Origin of the sequence: Polynucleobacter sp. JS-Safj-400b-B2 (genome assembly GCF_018881975.1) — a bacterium.
Taxonomy (GTDB): domain Bacteria; phylum Pseudomonadota; class Gammaproteobacteria; order Burkholderiales; family Burkholderiaceae; genus Polynucleobacter.
This window is the reverse complement of record NZ_JACVPJ010000019.1, coordinates 15,710-32,141: the sequence shown is the minus strand read 5'-3', so window position 1 is coordinate 32,141 and position 16,432 is coordinate 15,710. Positions and strand designations below refer to the sequence as shown.

Below are 16,432 nucleotides of genomic sequence, written 5' to 3'. Positions count from 1 at the left end.
CCAGCGTTCCCACATTAAAGCCTTCTGGGTGGCCGTGTAATAGATTCGGGGCCGTTGTTTCATGAGCAACACTCCTTTTGCTTACGCAGTTTGTAGTGTGTTGCATCGATCAGTTGAATTCAAGACCCTAAGCAGACACCCAAAGAAAAACCACCCGAAGGTGGTTTTGGTGTTTCTTGGTGGCCCGGGGCAGAATAGACAAAGGCTGAGGATGTGTAATCCCGCCTAATTAAGACCAAAATGCTTTCATCATTGGAGCATCAGCATTTCCTCTATCCCACCCTAATTTCAAGTAAGCCGCCAATAATGAAGGCAACACCAATTTTTTTAAGAGGCGCACTCATTGACATATTTCTATCGCTCACTCAGTGGCGGGAAATACCATTTGCCATTTCTAATGGGCATATAAGACCCATCATCTACACCTACCTCATTAGCGATAATTTCATTTAGTTTTTGGTTTAAAGAAAAAATTAAATCGCCATTTTTTTTCATATCTAATGCCAGATTATGAATTTCTTCTGGATCATTCTTTAGGTCATAAACCTCTACATCATTATTGGCGACTAATGCCTCCATCGTCTTCGGTGTATTGAAGTTATTGGGTGCAAAATACCGACCGAATCGATACTGACCATCATAGATACTTCTGATAGAGGTTCGATTGGAGAAATTCGGGGGATATTTAGTCAGCATGGCTAACTGCTGCGCAGGAGCGAGTGCTTGATATTTCTTTGTATCAATGGTCAACGCAGCCCACTTATTATCTTGATATGACAACATATCAAAATTAAATAATGCTGTTGGTCTTACTGCATCAATCTTGGCTTGACTCGGATTTTTTAATAGCGTTGAGAAATCTTTTCCCTTTAAGCCTTCGGATACCTTCTTACGTAAATTGGCATCCTTACCCGTCAAGCCAATAATGGTTGGCACAATATCTAATTGCGATGTTAGTGCCTCACATTCGACACCCCCTGGATAGGCGGGATGAACAATCATTAAAGGTAGATGATTTTGCTGACGATAAATGCTGGTTCCTTTCCCGCGCATTTGGTGATGACCGCCCAACTCTCCATGATCTGCATTAAAAATGATAATGGTATTTTTTTCCATCCCATTTTGTTTTAGCATGTCTAGTACCGCCTCAACTCTTTGGTCACAATCTCGAATAGCGTTGAAGTAATAATTTTGCAAAGCTCGCCACCGACGATCTTCATCGGGCCAATAACCAACTAATTCATTTTGTACGCCTTGATATATCTTTTGTCCAATAGGTCTGCCAGGCATATCAAATGATTGGCTCCTGGTGGATGGCAATGGCACATCATCCCAGGTAGCGTTGTATATATCATTATTTGGCGCTCTAGCAATATCGGACGAATGAGATTTGCTTTGAATGTTTTCACCTGGTAAATCAGAATTGAAATACATTACATCATGCGGATTAACTAAATTTACTGCCAAAAACCATGGCTGATCCTTCGCCTTTAATTCTTGGGCTTTGGTTCTAAACCATCTATCAGTAAAGGCTATCGTAGTATCGTCAAACTGATAGCCGCCTAACGTACCATCTATAAGATCACCCAACCCAAAGAAATCCTGAAAACCGTATGTCTCTATGGTTTTTTGATATTGTTTTAAAGGGGCATCTATAGGGTTTGAGGTCAAATCCATATTGGCTGATAAATGCCACTTACCTTGATAGGCGGAGTAATACCCGAGCTCAGTTAAGCGATGACCAATCGTCTTGATCTTCGTCGATAAGTCACGCTGCCAAATGTAATTGAGGTTGTCTGCAATTCCAGTTTGCTGAATATGATGTCCGGTATAGAGAACTGATCGCGCAGACGAACACACTACAGCTGCCGTATGGTGGTTTGTAAAAGTAACCCCTTTTTTCTTAATCGCTTCGCGAGCTGGGACTGGGAAAGGCCATTTTGGGAAAAAATGTTCCTGGTCTACTAGGATATAAAGAATGTTATAGCCAGCAGGAGGAGCATCGGGCAGCGCCACCGGATCAATTTTTTCAGAGGAATTGGCAGAAGATGCCGCACCGGCCTCTGGCAATAATGTTGAGCCTAGTAAGGCTGCCCCAGATCCTAAGAGGTTTCGTCTAGAGGGGTTTTTGAGTGAATCATCTTGCGCAGACATGGTGAACCTCTATAAATGGATGGATTTGTCTTTAACCTCACATAATGCAATCGTAATATTACATAATTAATGCGCTGCCTTCCTAATTACAATCAGCAATCTTTAAACCTCCAACCACCATCAAATACGATGCCCTATATTGGCACTTTTTCAATAACGCGATTTATTTTCTTAGCTTTGATGATTTTGCTGAATCAATATGCTTTTGGAGAGTCTTTAAATTCACCATCTGACTCTGATTCAAATTATGAGAATACCCATATTTTTACCAACTATGGCAATGTTCAATCAAGCCAGCAACAGGAAATTTTATTTAGAGAAAAATCTCCATTGCCATTTTCCATCTTTGGTAGCGTGCAAAAATGGACCACAGGTCCATCCCAAGATAATTTATATACTCAAATGGCACAAGGTCTCTATAAGATCAATGATCAATGGAAAGTTATAGCGAGCGAGCTTTATCAAAAACAAGGAAACATTAATCTTACAAATACGATATTAGGCTTTAATTATCTCCCTGATAAAGATTGGAGTATTAATGCTTCTGCAGGTATGGGTACCGGTGATTCATACACCTACAAATATTCTCTATTGTTTTCTCCACAATATAAACTCCCAATTTTTGATAACGGCAGGAAAGTTTTATCTGCAGAGGCCACCATTAACTATCAAGAGTTTAGTCTTGGCAATTTCACTCAAGTAGTTCCAAAAATTAATTGGCAAGCTAGTCAATATATGCCGCCAATCAGTATTGGTTATGCGTTTGGAAATTTTCAAAACTCAACTTCCAACACAGTTAACCAATACTATGCGCCCAAAACCCTCAATGGCGCCATGATAAGTGCAAGCATTCAAGCAACAGAAAGATCTTTTCTGATCATTTCATACTATCCTTATAACAAGAATCTGACCGGAGGAAGAACCATTACACAGGATACGGTTGGTGCAACTTTAAATTATAAAATTGCAGACAAGTTTCATATTGCTTTATTCGGTCAATATCAGAATGCTAGAAATGCCAGCATAGATCTTGCGTTCGGGGGAAGCTTAAACTTTGCCTTCTAACTTACAGACTATAAAAAATCCTCTACTACTGACCAATAACAGCCATAGATAGCTACCCTAGCCGTAGATTCACAACTTATGAATTAGCCTGCCAGCGCTTGGCTACGCAAATACTCTTCATAAGTACCCGAGTAATCTTCAACTGTTCCATCCATCTTCACTTCTAAGATGCGATTAGCTAATGCCGAAACGAATTCACGGTCATGAGAAACAAATATCAAAGTGCCATCGAATTTCTCAAGCGCAATTTGCAAGCTCTCAATAGATTCCATATCCATATGGTTGGTTGGCTCATCCATTGCTAGGACGTTATATTTTTGGAGCATGAGTTTGCCCCAAATCATTCTGCCCTTTTCACCACCAGAGAGAACCTTAACGGACTTACCAATGTCATCCCCAGAGAACAACAAGCGGCCTAATGTGCCACGGATGACTTGATCATCGTCGCCAGTATTGCGCCACCAATTCATCCAATCCATGAGCAACTCATCTTTAGCAAACATCTCGGTGTTGTCTTGCGGCATCACACCAACATTTGCATTCTCAGCCCATTTCACATCACCGCTGTCTGCGGCAATGCCTTCAAAGCGCTTGCTCAGAATAGTCTTTAGAAGCGTTGTCTTACCAGCGCCGTTTTGACCAATGATCGCAATTTTTTCACCAGCACGAATAGCTATCTTGAAGTTCTTGAAGATGGTGCGGTCATACGCTTTAGTTAGCGCATTGCACTCCACAGCCATGTTATGCAGTTTCTTCTCGGTATCAAAACGAATAAATGGGTTTTGACGTGAAGAAGGTTTAACTTCAACAATCTCAATTTTTTCTAATTGTCTTTGACGTGAAGTGGCTTGACGCGCCTTAGAAGCATTTGCAGAGAAGCGAGCCACGAAAGCTGCCAATTCAGCAATTTTTTCCTTGGCTTTTACGTTAGAACTCAGTTGTTGTGTTCGCGCCTGCACAGAAGCAAGCATATATGAGTCGTAATTGCCTGGGTAGACTTTCAATGTTCCATAGTCCATATCCGCCATATGCGTACAGACTTCATTTAGGAAGTGACGATCATGGGAAATGATGACGATCGTGCTCTTAATCTGATTGAGGATATCCTCAAGCCAATGAATGGAGTGAATATCCAAGTTATTGGTTGGCTCATCTAACAACAATACATCTGGGTCAGAGAACAATGCTTGCGCAAGCAATACACGCAACTTCCAACCTGGAGCAACGTTGCTCATCTGGCCATTGTGTTGTTCGATAGGAATACCAATACCTAATAACAACTCACCTGCTTTAGCTTCTGCTGTATAGCCACCGTATTCAGCATACTTACCCTCAAGCTCAGCAGCCTTCATGTAATCTTCATCAGTAGCATCTGGGTTAGCGTAGATAGCATCGCGTTCAGCAGCGGCCTTCCACATCTCTTCGTGACCCATCATCACGACGTCGAGTACGCGCACATCCTCGTAAGCAAATTGATCTTGACGTAACTTACCTAAACGAATGCCAGGATCCAAGCTTACATTGCCGCTAGTTGGCTCAAGCTCGCCACCTAAAATTTTCATGAAGGTTGATTTACCGCAACCGTTTGCGCCAATCAGACCATAACGATTACCGCCGCCAAACTTCACGGAAATATTTTCAAACAGAGGTTTTGCCCCAAACTGCATAGTGATATTAGATGCTGACAGCACGGATGTTTTCTAGCTTTCTGAAATTCAATTGGATAGTTACCCCCGACTTTGGGGGCAAAGACCGTTATTTTAACGGCTTAGAGGTCTTTGTTGGCAGGAAGCGTGAGGTCCTGCTTAGACTTTGACCCTAAATGGGGTGAAATTCGTATGAATATCGTAGAAATCCTCATTTTCCTTGCGCTTGAGGAAATTCACAACCCAATAGGTCATAGGGGTTGCCAGAACCTCCCAGGAGGTCTTAAGGACGTATTGAGCTAGCGCTACTTGAATGATTTCATGGGTTGGCCAAATGCCGTAAAAAGCCAATACATAGAAGAATGAAGAATCAACCATCTCCCCTACCGCAGTTGAGCCAATCGTCCGCATCCACAGAAACCGCCCCTGAGTCCAGACTTTCATTTTGGCCAAAAAATAGCTATTCACAAGACTGCCACACCAAAACGAGAACATGGAGGCCACAGCAATGCGCCAAGAGTTTCCAAAAACCGTTTCAAGACCCTTCTGGTAATTGGCCATGTACTCGCCAGAAGCTACTGGCAAGGCGATGACAATCTGGGCCATGATTGCCGCAAATGCAAGCGCAGCAAATCCAGCCCAAACCGCTCTACGGTCATAGGCATAGCCATAGACCTCAGTCAGAATATCGCCAAAGAAATAGGAGATAGGGAAGAACAAAATACCCCCGCCAAATGGTACCGCCCCGAAGTAAGGCAAATTAACCACTGCTGCTTTACCGGCCCCAATGAAGTTCGAGCAGAGTAAGACCACCACAAAGGCAGCCAAAATCAGGTCGTAATAGCGGTGGCGAGGTCTAGGCAAGTCCATAAGTCTAGAAAAATGGATAATAGAAATAAGCATATCTGCATTCCTGAAAATTCGCAGGAAGCAGGCCAAAAGTAACGATAAAACCGAATATAGGATGACAAGGCAATGAGCAAAAGTAAGGCAAGCTTTAACTGGGCAGACCCCCTGCTTCTCGATACCCAGCTAACTGAAGAAGAGCGCATGGTGCGTGATGCAGCCGCTGAATACGCTCAAGGACGCCTCATGCCACGCATTCACGATGCTTATCGCAATGAAACAACTGACCCGGCCATCTTCCGAGAAATGGGTGAGCTTGGCCTCTTAGGAATCACGATTCCTGAACAGTACGGTGGTGCGAATTTGAACTATGTGTCTTACGGCTTAATTGCTCGCGAGATTGAACGCGTAGATTCTGGCTACCGTTCCATGATGAGCGTGCAATCCTCTTTGGTCATGGTGCCTATTAATGAATTTGGTAGCGAAGCGCAAAAGCAAAAGTACTTACCTAAATTAGCCAGTGGTGAATGGATTGGTTGCTTTGGTTTAACGGAGCCAAACTATGGCTCTGATGCAGGCGGCATGATTACTCGCGCCAAGAAAGTTCCTGGTGGATTTTCATTAACGGGCTCGAAGATGTGGATCTCCAATTCCCCGATTGCCGACGTGTTCGTAGTGTGGGCCAAGAACGATGAAGGCATCATTCGTGGCTACATCCTAGAAAAAGGTATGAAGGGTTTAAGCGCGCCAAAAATCAGCGGCAAGATGGGTCTGCGTGCCTCTATCACCGGTGAAATCGTGATGGATGAAGTATTTGTTCCGGCAGAAAATGAATTCCCTGAAGTTGAGGGTCTGAAGGGTCCCTTCACTTGCTTAAACTCAGCCCGCTACGGCATTGCCTGGGGCACACTGGGTGCAGCTGAATGGTGTTGGTATGCCGCTCGCCAGTACACCATGGACCGCAAACAATTTGGTAAGCCGCTGGCTGCCAATCAGTTGATTCAAAAGAAACTGGCTGACATGCAAACTGAAATTACTCTTGCCCTTCAAGGTTGTCTTCGCCTGGGTCGCATGAAAGATGAAGGAATCGCAGCTCCAGAAATTACCTCCATCATGAAACGCAACTCATGTGGCAAGTCTTTGGATATCGCGCGTATGGCACGCGATATGCATGGTGGCAACGGTATCTCCGATGAGTATGGTGTTGTGCGTCACATGCTGAACCTTGAGGTTGTTAATACCTATGAAGGTACTCACGATATTCACGCCTTGATTCTAGGTCGTGCGCAAACCGGAATTCAAGCTTTTAGCTAAGAGCCTGACTTACTTATGATGGCCTTTGCAGCTTTGGCAAAGGCCTCATCGCTATCATTCTCCAGCTGTACATAATTCTCAATCTTGTATTGAGGAAAATTACGTACGATCGAAGATTGATATGAAGGGTCGTAGTGCTTGACTAATAACTCTTCCACTAACTCCGGAAAATTACCTGCATCAATGGCTTCATTCCATTTAGCAATCTGTACTTTTCCATAATGCGCAGTAAGCAAAGCCAGCTTCTCTTTGAAATTATCGGTATCCGTTAAGAAGTGATGATATTCACGGATCAACCAAGAAACACGAGTCTGCGTACTTGATCTCAATTCAATACAAGCACCATTACGAATTTTTTCCATCAAAGCATCAGGCACATGCAAGCCGCCGACCTTCTTGCTTTCGGACTCTACAAATACGGGTTTCGCAGGATCAAGTGAACGCAAGGCATTCCAGAGCAAAGTCTCAAAACCTTTTTGGGATGGCTGCTCGATATTAGGCTCATTACCTAATACGGATCCACGGTGCACGGCTAAGCCTTCTAGATCCAGAATCTGAGCGCCTAGCGTGCCGATCTCTTGCAACACTTTTGTTTTGCCACTACCCGTCATCCCACAGATCACCTGGAATGTAAATTGTGTTGCAGCGTGGTCAAGACCATCAATCACGGCCCTTCTGAAGCCCTGATACCCGCCCTCGAGCTGCTTGGCCTTCCAGCCAATGCGATTGAGAATATGGGTAAATGCCCCACTACGTTCGCCACCGCGCCAGCAATAAATTAATGGGCGCCACTCACGTGGGAATTCTAAAAAATGATTTTCTAGGTGCGAAGCAATGTTTTTAGATACTAATGCCGCACCGAGTTTTTTAGCAGCAAAAGGAGACTCTTGTTTATAGAGCGTGCCAATAGTGGCGCGCTCATCATTATTCAGAACTGGATAGTTCACTGCACCTGGAATATGATCTAGTGCAAATTCTGCTGGAGATCTGACATCAATGATGGCATCAAAGCTATCGAGCTCTGATAGAAATTGTTCGGATCTGAAGATATGGGGATTGCTAGGTTGCACGATCGACTAGCGCAACTTCTCTAATACATGTTCCGGCCAAGGAGCAGACTTATTAGTGGTGAGATCTACCCAAACCATAGTTGCCCCACCAATAGCGGCCTCAACTTCCGGCGCAGTAGTCAATGCCATGCTGGTATAGAGATCAAGGCTCGTTCTTCCAATCACACCAATCGAAGTCTTGAGAATTAAATCACCCGGGAAGGTGAGCTGTTGGTAGAAGTTACAAAAGCCGTTGAGCATCAACATCGATTCACGACCGGGAGCAACGTCATAACCCATGGCAGTAATCCACTCACAGCGCGCTTGCTCCATATACCGAAAGTACACAGTATTGTTGACATGACCATACGCATCCATATCACCCCAACGAATGGGCATGATCATTTCATGAACCAGTTTTCTTTCTTCGGGAATAGTGATACGCATGCGGGTCAGTAGCTTACTATTTCACTTGCAACGAAAGTTGATAAAGATTTGTAGAGCGAGCGCCCGAGCGACAAAATGCTAACACTGGACCGGGCAGGGTTCTCAATAAACGAGCCATCTCTCTCACTTGATCAACATTGATTGCACTAGGTACAACCGGCAGGTATGCGTAATTCAAACCTAACTTTTCTGCTTCAGCTTGAATGCTGGCACTGGTTGGTTGATCTGGACCACCCTCGCCATCAGGACGGTTATTAATCACACTCTTATAACCTTGTGCCGCAATTTCAGCCAAATGGCTTGGCTCAATTTGACCAATAGTGCCGAACTGATCGTTATGACAAGAAATAGGAAGACTCATGAAACCCTCTACATTGAATAATGACGTAATAGGGTTGATTTTAAATCAGGCTTATCGGACTTAGCTGGAAGCCTTCGTATTAGCCGAGAAGAAGCGTTCGCTTATTTCCATACCTACAAGCATGGCGACAACAAATACCAAGGCCTTCAGGTGCCCAGCACCCAAGGCAACCAAGGCTGGACCAGGGCAAAAACCAGCAATTCCCCAGCCCGCTCCAAAAATGAGACTGCCAATAATGAGGGGCTTCGTGATATCTCTGCGGCTAGGAATATGCAAGGCGCCGCCAAAAAATGCTTCGGTCCTCTTGCTGACCACATAAAACCCGCCAAGCCCGACTAATACTGCACCCAACATAACAAAAATTAAGGATGGATCCCAAAGACCAGCCAGATCTAAAAATCCCAAAATCTTCTGTGGATTACTCATGCCCGAGATGATTAAACCCCAGCCAAACAGTACACCAATTGCATACTGACTTAAAAGGCCAAAATGTTTTTTCATCTCAGACTCCGATCAAGTGGCGCAGGATAAAGACAGTCAAAAAACCTGCACCCATAAATGATAGGGTGGCTACAAGTGAACGCGGCGATAAGCGAGAAAGCCCGCAGATGCCATGACCGCTAGTACAGCCAGATCCGTAGTGCGCACCAAAGCCAACTAGAAGGCCTGCAATCACAATAGCAACCCAATCAGACTCAATCTCTACAACAGGAAATATTCCAAAAAACAGTGCTGCCATAAATGGAGCTGATACCAAGCCCAAAACTAAACTTAGACGCCATGCAGTGTCAGTTAATTTTGGATGCAATAAACCAGAAACAATGCCGCTGATTCCTAGGATGCGCCCATGAAGTAATACGTAAAGAGCTGCAGCGACTCCGAGAATCATTCCCCCTAGTAAAGAAGGTATGGGTGTAAACGAGAACCAGTCAATTTGCATTATTTAATCTATCAATTTATAAAATTAACTGCAAGGGTTAGGCGCAAGACGTACCTGTAAGTAGCGCAGACCTAAATAAGCCCCAAAAATAAATCCTGGTAAAGCCAGCAATGAACCGAGAGCTAGGGTAGAAATACCGCTTAAGCCCTGCCCTACTGTGCAACCTAAAGCAGTGACACCGCCAAAGCCCATCAATGCACCGCCAACTAAATGATTGGCTGTGTCTTCAGAATTGCGAAAGGATTCCCAGCGAAATGATTTCGTTGCAATAGAGACTGCAGCAGAACCCAGAATCATTCCCAAGATAGCCACAATGCCAACGGTTAAGATTTTTGACGTATCGCTATACATCATGAGCCAATCGAGTGAATAGGCGTAAGGGGCTACAAAAGACAGGCTTTCCATGCGACCAGAGTTCGTAACCAAAAATACTTCTTCCAAAGTATTTGGATCTTCAGCAACAAAACCTAGATTGCCGGATACAAACCATACCGCACAGATTGCCAATCCCACAGCTATACCCGCAAAGATATTTTCAGTGGTCCAAAATGCCTTGCTCGCCAAAGCATATGCAATAAACGCAGAACCAATGATTAAGCCCAAGGCCAAATGAAGAATTGGGCGTGCAATACCAAGAGGCGCAGTCAAGAGACTCGGTAAGTCTTGTGGAGTATTGAAAGCTATAAAAAAAGTATCTAGGGTATTGATACGAATAACGCCTAAGAACCCACGCAAGGTCATATAAGCGGTTAAACCCAGCACCATAAAGACAACAATAGACTTTAAGTTGCCGCCACCAATACGAATTAATGTTTTGCTGCCACAACCCGAGGCCAACACCATTCCGAAGCCAAACATAACGCTGCCCACAATAGTGGAGAGCCATAAAAATTTACTACCGGTATACATACTCTTCAGGGGATCAATTAAGCCGAAATAAGACATCAAGGTAAAACCAATGATGGCAACACCAATAGCCAAGAACCACTGCTTTAAACGATCCCAACTGGACATGATGAAAACATCAGACACTGCGCCCATGCTACAAAACCCAGTCTTTTGCATGACCGCACCTAAGAAAAAGGTAATAGCAAAAGTTGCCCAAAGGACTAACCTACTTAAAGAATTGATATCTACAACATCCATAGCGACTGTGTCTTGAAAAATTAAGGTTTAAATTTATAAAATTGTTGATTAAGAAAAGCTGTCACATCCACTTCATCCTCGGGAAATAAATCAAGACGAAGTTCTGCATTACAGAGTGAGACCATCTTCTTCAAATCGGCCAGGGATTTCACCTTGCCATCCGAGCGGGTGTAAATCATGTCGCCATTTCCAAAGCCCGTTTTCTTGGCGTGGCAGGCGTAGCACTTTTGCTGATCGATGGTTTTGCCGTTTGCTAAATCCGGAGTAGCCAGTGCAGGCGCACTAAGGAGCGCACTGAATACGGCTACAGCAATGGATCGAAGAAAAATCATTTTCATTACAAATCAAGGATTTAGCATTAATCCTCTATTTTAAGGCCCAATGACTGAATTTGCCTTACTCCGCTTGGATAGACAGGTAAACGTTATAGGCATTCATGCGGTTTGCAGCCCTAAACAAAGGCATCCCTTCGTATTCCGACCAATCGGCCTGCTTATAGGCGTCCTCAAAAGGATCCAGGTTTATTGCTGCTTTAGACATCGACTCACGTAAATACTTCAAATAGCCCCTAGTAAAGGCAATATCTTCGGTCGGATTTACTGAATAACCCCCATGACCCGGTATGACTATATTGGGATTTAATTTTTCTATTTCGTCCAAGGCCGCCAACCATCCTTTGCTGTCAGCATTACCAACAAAGGGAATACGGCCTCTAAACACAAGGTCTCCCGCAAAAAGCACCTTCTCGGATGGGACGTACACCATCAGATCTTCAGGAGCATGGGCAGGCCCCACTCTACTAATAAAGAAATCAATGCCACCAATCGTCAATTTCGATTTCTGATCAATCCACACATCAGCAGAAATGAGCTTGGTATTTGCATTTACCCAGGGAGCGAAATCGATTCTTGACGCAATTAAACGTTGCTTTGCTGTTTCTGAAGAAAGATAATTTCGCCCCTCACCTTGGGCATAAATCTTAGCACCGATTTTTTTAAATTCTTGCAAACCATAGACATGATCTGCGTGATAGTGACTAACAATGATGGCGACAACTTTCTGCGGAGTAATCTTTTTAATTTCTGCAATTAATTTTTGCGCAAGAATAGGCGACCCCAAAGCATCTACAACCACGACACCACCCGGCGTTACAACAAATCCCGCATTGGATATGAAGTTCTGATTAGCACTACTCCCCATCTCCGGAAAGCCCTGTACAAAATAGGTATGCGGCGCTACCTGCACAGGTTTTAAGAGGACTGAATCAGGGGTGTTGCTTTGTCCAAAAGCAATACTGAAAGAAACAAGGGATCCCAAAAGGATCCCTACAAGACTTTTAAAGCAATGCATGATTTCCTGCTTAAGGCTTTATGTAGGCAAAACCATCTTTATATTGCAAGTCAGCAACTCGCACTACGCCTGATGGCGTGAAATCCGCATCGAGTGTGAACTGATCTTTTTTCAAGTTACGATTCTTTAAGGTGATCTCGCACACTTCAAACTTCACACCACGAGACTTGAGGGCGCCGACTAATGGAGCATATTCCACATTGTTTTTCTTATCCTTGGCGCCTTCCATCAACATGTCAACGCCATTGGCATGGGTCACAACGATGATGATGGTATTGGGAGAAGTGTCCAAATGATTGCGAATATTGCGCAGGCCTTTTAGACCTTGAGTTTCTGCATCATCAATGTGATAAACCACTTTAGTGGGACCAGCTGATTGAGCCGAAACGACAGAGCAAAATCCTAATGTCAGCGCTAAAGCAGTAATAATAGAAAGTAGTTTTTTCATGCTGATTCTCTTGTAAATAATTAGATTGGAGCCATGCCAGGATTATTTGAAACGCCTTTAATGATTGGCTCATTGAGCTTAACCGCTTTAACGACTTTGACATCGCGCAAGTGGCGCTCCATGACATCCCAAATTGCTTCGCCGCCTGCATTTTTCGCCTCTTCACTGACTGGTGCCCAACCAGCTACTTTGTAGGTTTTGTTTGCATCAATGGCCTTACCATTTAAGCGCATATCCGAAATACGTTTACCAGCGGTTTGTGCTGGATCAATGGTGTATTGCATTCCACCGACGCGAACCATGTCACCACCCTGCTGGTAATAAGGATCTGGATTAAACAAGTTATCAGCGACGTCCTCAAGAATAGTTTTGATTGTTTCACCACTCATATTGGTAACGGTAGTGTATGGGTAGGTAATCGCGGTTTGATCTAAAAGATTCTCACGCGTAATAGGTTGGCCAGGCAATAAGCTGGTACCCCAACGGAAGCCTGGAGAGAAGGCAATCTCTGCATTCTTCTGCGCCATCAATCCATCCAAGATGAGTTGATCAAAGCTACCGTTAAAGTTACCACGGCGATACAAGAGACCCTCTGTAGTTGCTAACTTCTCATTGAGCTTGGCTTCATACGGAGCCCTGACTTTAGCGATCAACTTATTCATCGTTGGATCCGCTGGAATCATATTGGAGAAAATTGGGAATAGCTTGTAGCGGAAATCTACTGGCTTGCCACCCTTCACATCAAAATCGAGTACACCCAAGAACTTACTATTAGACCCAGCATTGGTAACCAGAGTTACTCCACCAGCATTCTTCACCTTCACTGGAATAGGCACGCCATCATGGGTGTGCCCACCCAAAATAGCATCCAGTCTGCGTACGCGGGAGGCCATCTTCAAGTCCACATCCATACCATTATGAGATAGAAGCACCACCACCTTTGCGCCTTTTGATCTAACCTCATCTATGGTCTTTTGCATATTCTCTTCCTGAATACCAAATGTCCAATCGGGAGTGAAGTAGCGGGGATTTGCAATGGGCGTATAAGGGAAGGCCTGACCAATGATGGCCACCTGTATGCCATTCTGCACTTTCATGACGTATGGGTTAAAGACCATGTCACCAAAGTCAGCCGTCTTGATATTTTGCGCAATAAAGGACACCTTGCCTTTGAAATCGCCATTCACGATTTCCATGACGCGCTTTTCGCCAAGAGTCATTTCCCAATGGGGCGTCATCACATCAACGCCCAGGGCAAGAGCGGCATCAACCATATCTTGACCATTGGTCCACAGTGCCGTTCCTGAGCCTTGCCAGGTATCGCCACCATCAAGCAACAAAGCGCCAGGACGACTTGCTTTCATTTGCTTAATCAACGTAGCCATATGAGCAAATCCGCCCATCTTGCCGTAGTTCTGTGCGGCAGCAACATAGTCTAAATAGGTAAAGGCATGAGCATCGCGCGTACCCGGCGCAATGCCATTAGCCTTCAAGAAATATTCGCCAACCAAGTGCGGTGTCTTACCTTCCTGCGCACCGATACCAAGATTTACATTAGGCTCACGGAAATAAATCGGTAAAAGTTGCGCATGGCAGTCTGTGAAATGCAGAAAGTGCACATTGCCAAATTTAGGTAAGTCATAAAACTTTTGCGCAGTACTTTGTGCATTAACAAAGTTTGATTGCAAACTCATTCCACCTGCAGATGCAATGGCTAAGGCTTGTAGAAAATCGCGACGACTTAAAGACATAACATTCCCTTTGTGAAAACAGGCCTGTCGGCCTGTTTTTTGATTCTTTATTGATTTACTGGTGAAGCAGGATCAAGCAGTAATGCCATCACATCCTGAATCTGCTGCTCATTTAAGAGCTTGAAGTGCGCAAATCGCGGCATATTGCTGCATGCGTTGTAAGCCTTGGAATTATTAATACGATTCCAGGTATAGGTAACCACTTCTTGGGAATACCCGCGCATCTTTCCATAACCCGTCAATGATGGGCCAATATTTCCATAGGAAATTTCTTTAGGATCGATTTGGTGACAGTTGTAGCAACCACCACCAATGACGGTATCAGCCTTATCGGTCCAAGTGGCACCACGACCGCTCTGCGCAATCGCTTCACCCTTCTTCCAATCACCGATATATTTACCATCAGATGGTTGCTTAATGCTATCCATATTCATTTTCTGAATCTTTTCGCGCATCTTTTCACCTTGCTTGCTATTAGCAAATACAGGGTCAGAGCAAAACTTTTGGGTTTCATCTTGCGCAATGCGATCTAAGCCAGCGATACCATCAGCCTTAAAACCATCCTTCATCATCTTATTGAATTTAGGGTCATTAACTTGTTGTGCCGTTGCATTGCCCTGCATCACTACTGCAGCCAAAGCGAAACTGCTAACGGCTAAGAGGGATTTAATGTTCTTCATGTTCATAGTCTTTATCTCTTATCCGTTAACGCTTTAAACCAGGAGTTTCAACTGTGCCGCCATTGGCGTTCTTCGCCATATACATAGACAAGGCCACAGTTAAGTCGGAGGTATAAATGGGAAATGGGAAGCGTTGCTGACGGTAACAATCATTCAGACGTTGCTGCATCGTCCAGAACTGTCCACTCGACACACGATAGGCAGGCCAGTAACCCCAACCCATAGCTGCACCCTTTTGCGTTGTAATGTTTGGTAAGTCTTGCAAGCGAATACGCTTACCATCTTCACCATGACAAGAGGCGCATGAGAAATCCATTGGGCCGCCCTGGAAGAAAAATGCACGCTTACCAAGCTCATACATTTCTTTTTCTTTTGGATGCGCTGTGCTCACTTTAATTTTGTCGCCTTTAGACAAGGTAACTACGTAAGCAACAATGGCCTCCATATCCTTCTTGGGGCCCTTTTGAAACGGGGCATCAATCATCTCTTGCGGATCACGGCCCTGTAGCTTCTGCATACAAGTCATTAAACGGGATTCGAGATCTTGAACCTTATTGGTGTCTTTAAAGTAACGTGGTAACTGAGCTGCAGCACCCTTCACTACTCCTGGCCCTAAACCTAAATCGCACTTTTCTAAAGTGGCATTCTTGGGGCCAGAAGGCTTTTTCCACAACTCCTCACCAGCCGCCTCGTAAAGCTCTGAAGGGTTGCCATCAGCAATCATCTCGCGATATTTTGCAATATCGTCTGTTGCACTATTTTGCGCTGATACAGAAGACGAGATCATTAATAAAGCAGCCGCCATTCCTGAGGCTAGCCCTAATGTAAATTTACGCTGCATTTGCAACCCTTTCAAAACCCATGAGGTGGTAAAGATTTATTGATTCAACCTGCAAATTAAGAAGCAGTTGCTTCGTCAGTGCGCTTGTCGCCTTTGTTATCCACCCAGCTCACAACAATCTTGTCACCTTTGGCACCCTTGTATTTGAAGTTCAAGAATGGATCCTTGGAAACTGCTGGACCAAACTGACCATTCAATACATCTTTACCGTTAGCTTTGACATTGATAGTAGTAATGTGCCACGCAGGAATCGTTTTACCAGCAGCATCTTTACGCTGACCAGATTCCATATCGTGCTTCATCAAAATTTTTACATCCACAATTCCGCCGTTTTCGGCCGCTCTTACGCGCATTGGATCAGACATATCTTCCTCTTGTAATCTAGTAATTAATT

Annotated in this window: 18 protein-coding genes; 2 read left to right on the top strand and 16 right to left on the bottom strand. The window is 44.3% G+C overall.

The annotated features are described in order from the left end of the window. Positions 1–354 precede the first annotated feature (354 nt). Positions 355–2,154, bottom strand: a complete 1,800-nt coding sequence (locus ICN48_RS12880) for a sulfatase-like hydrolase/transferase (protein WP_216154081.1) — start codon at positions 2,152–2,154, stop codon at positions 355–357. Between the two features lie 69 nt (positions 2,155–2,223). Here ICN48_RS12880 and ICN48_RS12875 point away from each other — a divergent pair, with 69 nt between their 5' ends. Continuing rightward, complete coding sequence (locus tag ICN48_RS12875) at positions 2,224–3,219, top strand: hypothetical protein (protein ID WP_216154080.1); 996 nt, start codon at positions 2,224–2,226, stop codon at positions 3,217–3,219. Positions 3,220–3,302: 83 nt separating this feature from the next. Here the strand turns inward: ICN48_RS12875 and ICN48_RS12870 are convergent, their stop codons facing one another. Both ICN48_RS12870 and ICN48_RS12865 read right to left on the bottom strand, forming a co-directional pair. After that, entirely contained in the window at positions 3,303–4,910 is a 1,608-nt protein-coding gene (locus tag ICN48_RS12870) for an ABC-F family ATPase (RefSeq protein ID WP_216154079.1), read from the bottom strand. Between the two features lie 114 nt (positions 4,911–5,024). After that, on the bottom strand, positions 5,025–5,768 hold the full coding sequence (locus tag ICN48_RS12865; protein ID WP_255539572.1) for a queuosine precursor transporter: 744 nt from the start codon (positions 5,766–5,768) through the stop codon (positions 5,025–5,027). Between the two features lie 72 nt (positions 5,769–5,840). Between ICN48_RS12865 and ICN48_RS12860 the strand changes: the two genes are divergently transcribed. Next, entirely contained in the window at positions 5,841–7,025 is a 1,185-nt protein-coding gene (locus tag ICN48_RS12860) for an acyl-CoA dehydrogenase (RefSeq protein ID WP_216154078.1), read from the top strand. Here the strand turns inward: ICN48_RS12860 and mnmH are convergent. The 13 genes from mnmH to soxZ all read right to left on the bottom strand — a co-directional run bounded on the left by mnmH (position 7,022) and on the right by soxZ (position 16,403). Continuing rightward, positions 7,022–8,095 carry a tRNA 2-selenouridine(34) synthase MnmH gene (gene mnmH / locus ICN48_RS12855; protein WP_216154077.1) on the bottom strand — a complete coding sequence of 358 codons (1,074 nt, stop codon included), beginning with the start codon at positions 8,093–8,095 and terminating at the stop codon, positions 7,022–7,024. The two genes, ICN48_RS12860 and mnmH, sit on opposite strands and share 4 nt — an antisense overlap. A 6-nt stretch (positions 8,096–8,101) precedes the next feature. Further along, on the bottom strand, positions 8,102–8,521 hold the full coding sequence (locus ICN48_RS12850) for a thioesterase family protein (protein WP_216154076.1): 420 nt from the start codon (positions 8,519–8,521) through the stop codon (positions 8,102–8,104). Between the two features lie 16 nt (positions 8,522–8,537). Beyond that, positions 8,538–8,882, bottom strand: coding sequence for a TIGR01244 family sulfur transferase (locus ICN48_RS12845; protein ID WP_216154075.1), 345 nt, complete (start codon positions 8,880–8,882; stop codon positions 8,538–8,540). A gap of 60 nt (positions 8,883–8,942) precedes the next feature. Further along, positions 8,943–9,383, bottom strand: a complete 441-nt coding sequence (locus tag ICN48_RS12840; protein ID WP_216154074.1) for a DUF6691 family protein — start codon at positions 9,381–9,383, stop codon at positions 8,943–8,945. A gap of 1 nt (position 9,384) precedes the next feature. Continuing rightward, positions 9,385–9,822, bottom strand: a complete 438-nt coding sequence (locus tag ICN48_RS12835) for a YeeE/YedE family protein (RefSeq protein ID WP_216154073.1) — start codon at positions 9,820–9,822, stop codon at positions 9,385–9,387. Positions 9,823–9,846: 24 nt separating this feature from the next. Continuing rightward, the gene (locus ICN48_RS12830) at positions 9,847–10,968 is read right to left on the bottom strand and encodes a YeeE/YedE family protein (protein ID WP_216154072.1); all 1,122 of its coding nucleotides are present in this window, start codon (positions 10,966–10,968) and stop codon (positions 9,847–9,849) included. A 20-nt stretch (positions 10,969–10,988) separates the two neighbouring features. After that, the gene (locus ICN48_RS12825; RefSeq protein WP_216154071.1) at positions 10,989–11,300 is read right to left on the bottom strand and encodes a hypothetical protein; all 312 of its coding nucleotides are present in this window, start codon (positions 11,298–11,300) and stop codon (positions 10,989–10,991) included. A 64-nt stretch (positions 11,301–11,364) separates the two neighbouring features. After that, a complete protein-coding gene (locus ICN48_RS12820; protein ID WP_216863808.1) occupies positions 11,365–12,318 on the bottom strand; it encodes an MBL fold metallo-hydrolase in 954 nt (317 codons plus the stop codon). 10 nt (positions 12,319–12,328) lie between these two features. Continuing rightward, positions 12,329–12,766 carry a DsrE family protein gene (locus ICN48_RS12815; RefSeq protein WP_216154070.1) on the bottom strand — a complete coding sequence of 146 codons (438 nt, stop codon included), beginning with the start codon at positions 12,764–12,766 and terminating at the stop codon, positions 12,329–12,331. Positions 12,767–12,786: 20 nt separating this feature from the next. After that, on the bottom strand, positions 12,787–14,517 hold the full coding sequence (gene soxB, locus ICN48_RS12810) for a thiosulfohydrolase SoxB (RefSeq protein ID WP_216154069.1): 1,731 nt from the start codon (positions 14,515–14,517) through the stop codon (positions 12,787–12,789). 47 nt (positions 14,518–14,564) lie between these two features. Next, entirely contained in the window at positions 14,565–15,203 is a 639-nt protein-coding gene (gene soxX, locus ICN48_RS12805; RefSeq protein WP_216154068.1) for a sulfur oxidation c-type cytochrome SoxX, read from the bottom strand. Positions 15,204–15,222: 19 nt separating this feature from the next. Next, positions 15,223–16,038, bottom strand: a complete 816-nt coding sequence (soxA, locus tag ICN48_RS12800) for a sulfur oxidation c-type cytochrome SoxA (RefSeq protein ID WP_216154067.1) — start codon at positions 16,036–16,038, stop codon at positions 15,223–15,225. Positions 16,039–16,094: 56 nt separating this feature from the next. Continuing rightward, positions 16,095–16,403: a thiosulfate oxidation carrier complex protein SoxZ gene (soxZ, locus tag ICN48_RS12795; protein ID WP_216154066.1), complete on the bottom strand. Its 309-nt coding sequence runs from the start codon at positions 16,401–16,403 to the stop codon at positions 16,095–16,097. Positions 16,404–16,432: the final 29 nt, after the last annotated feature.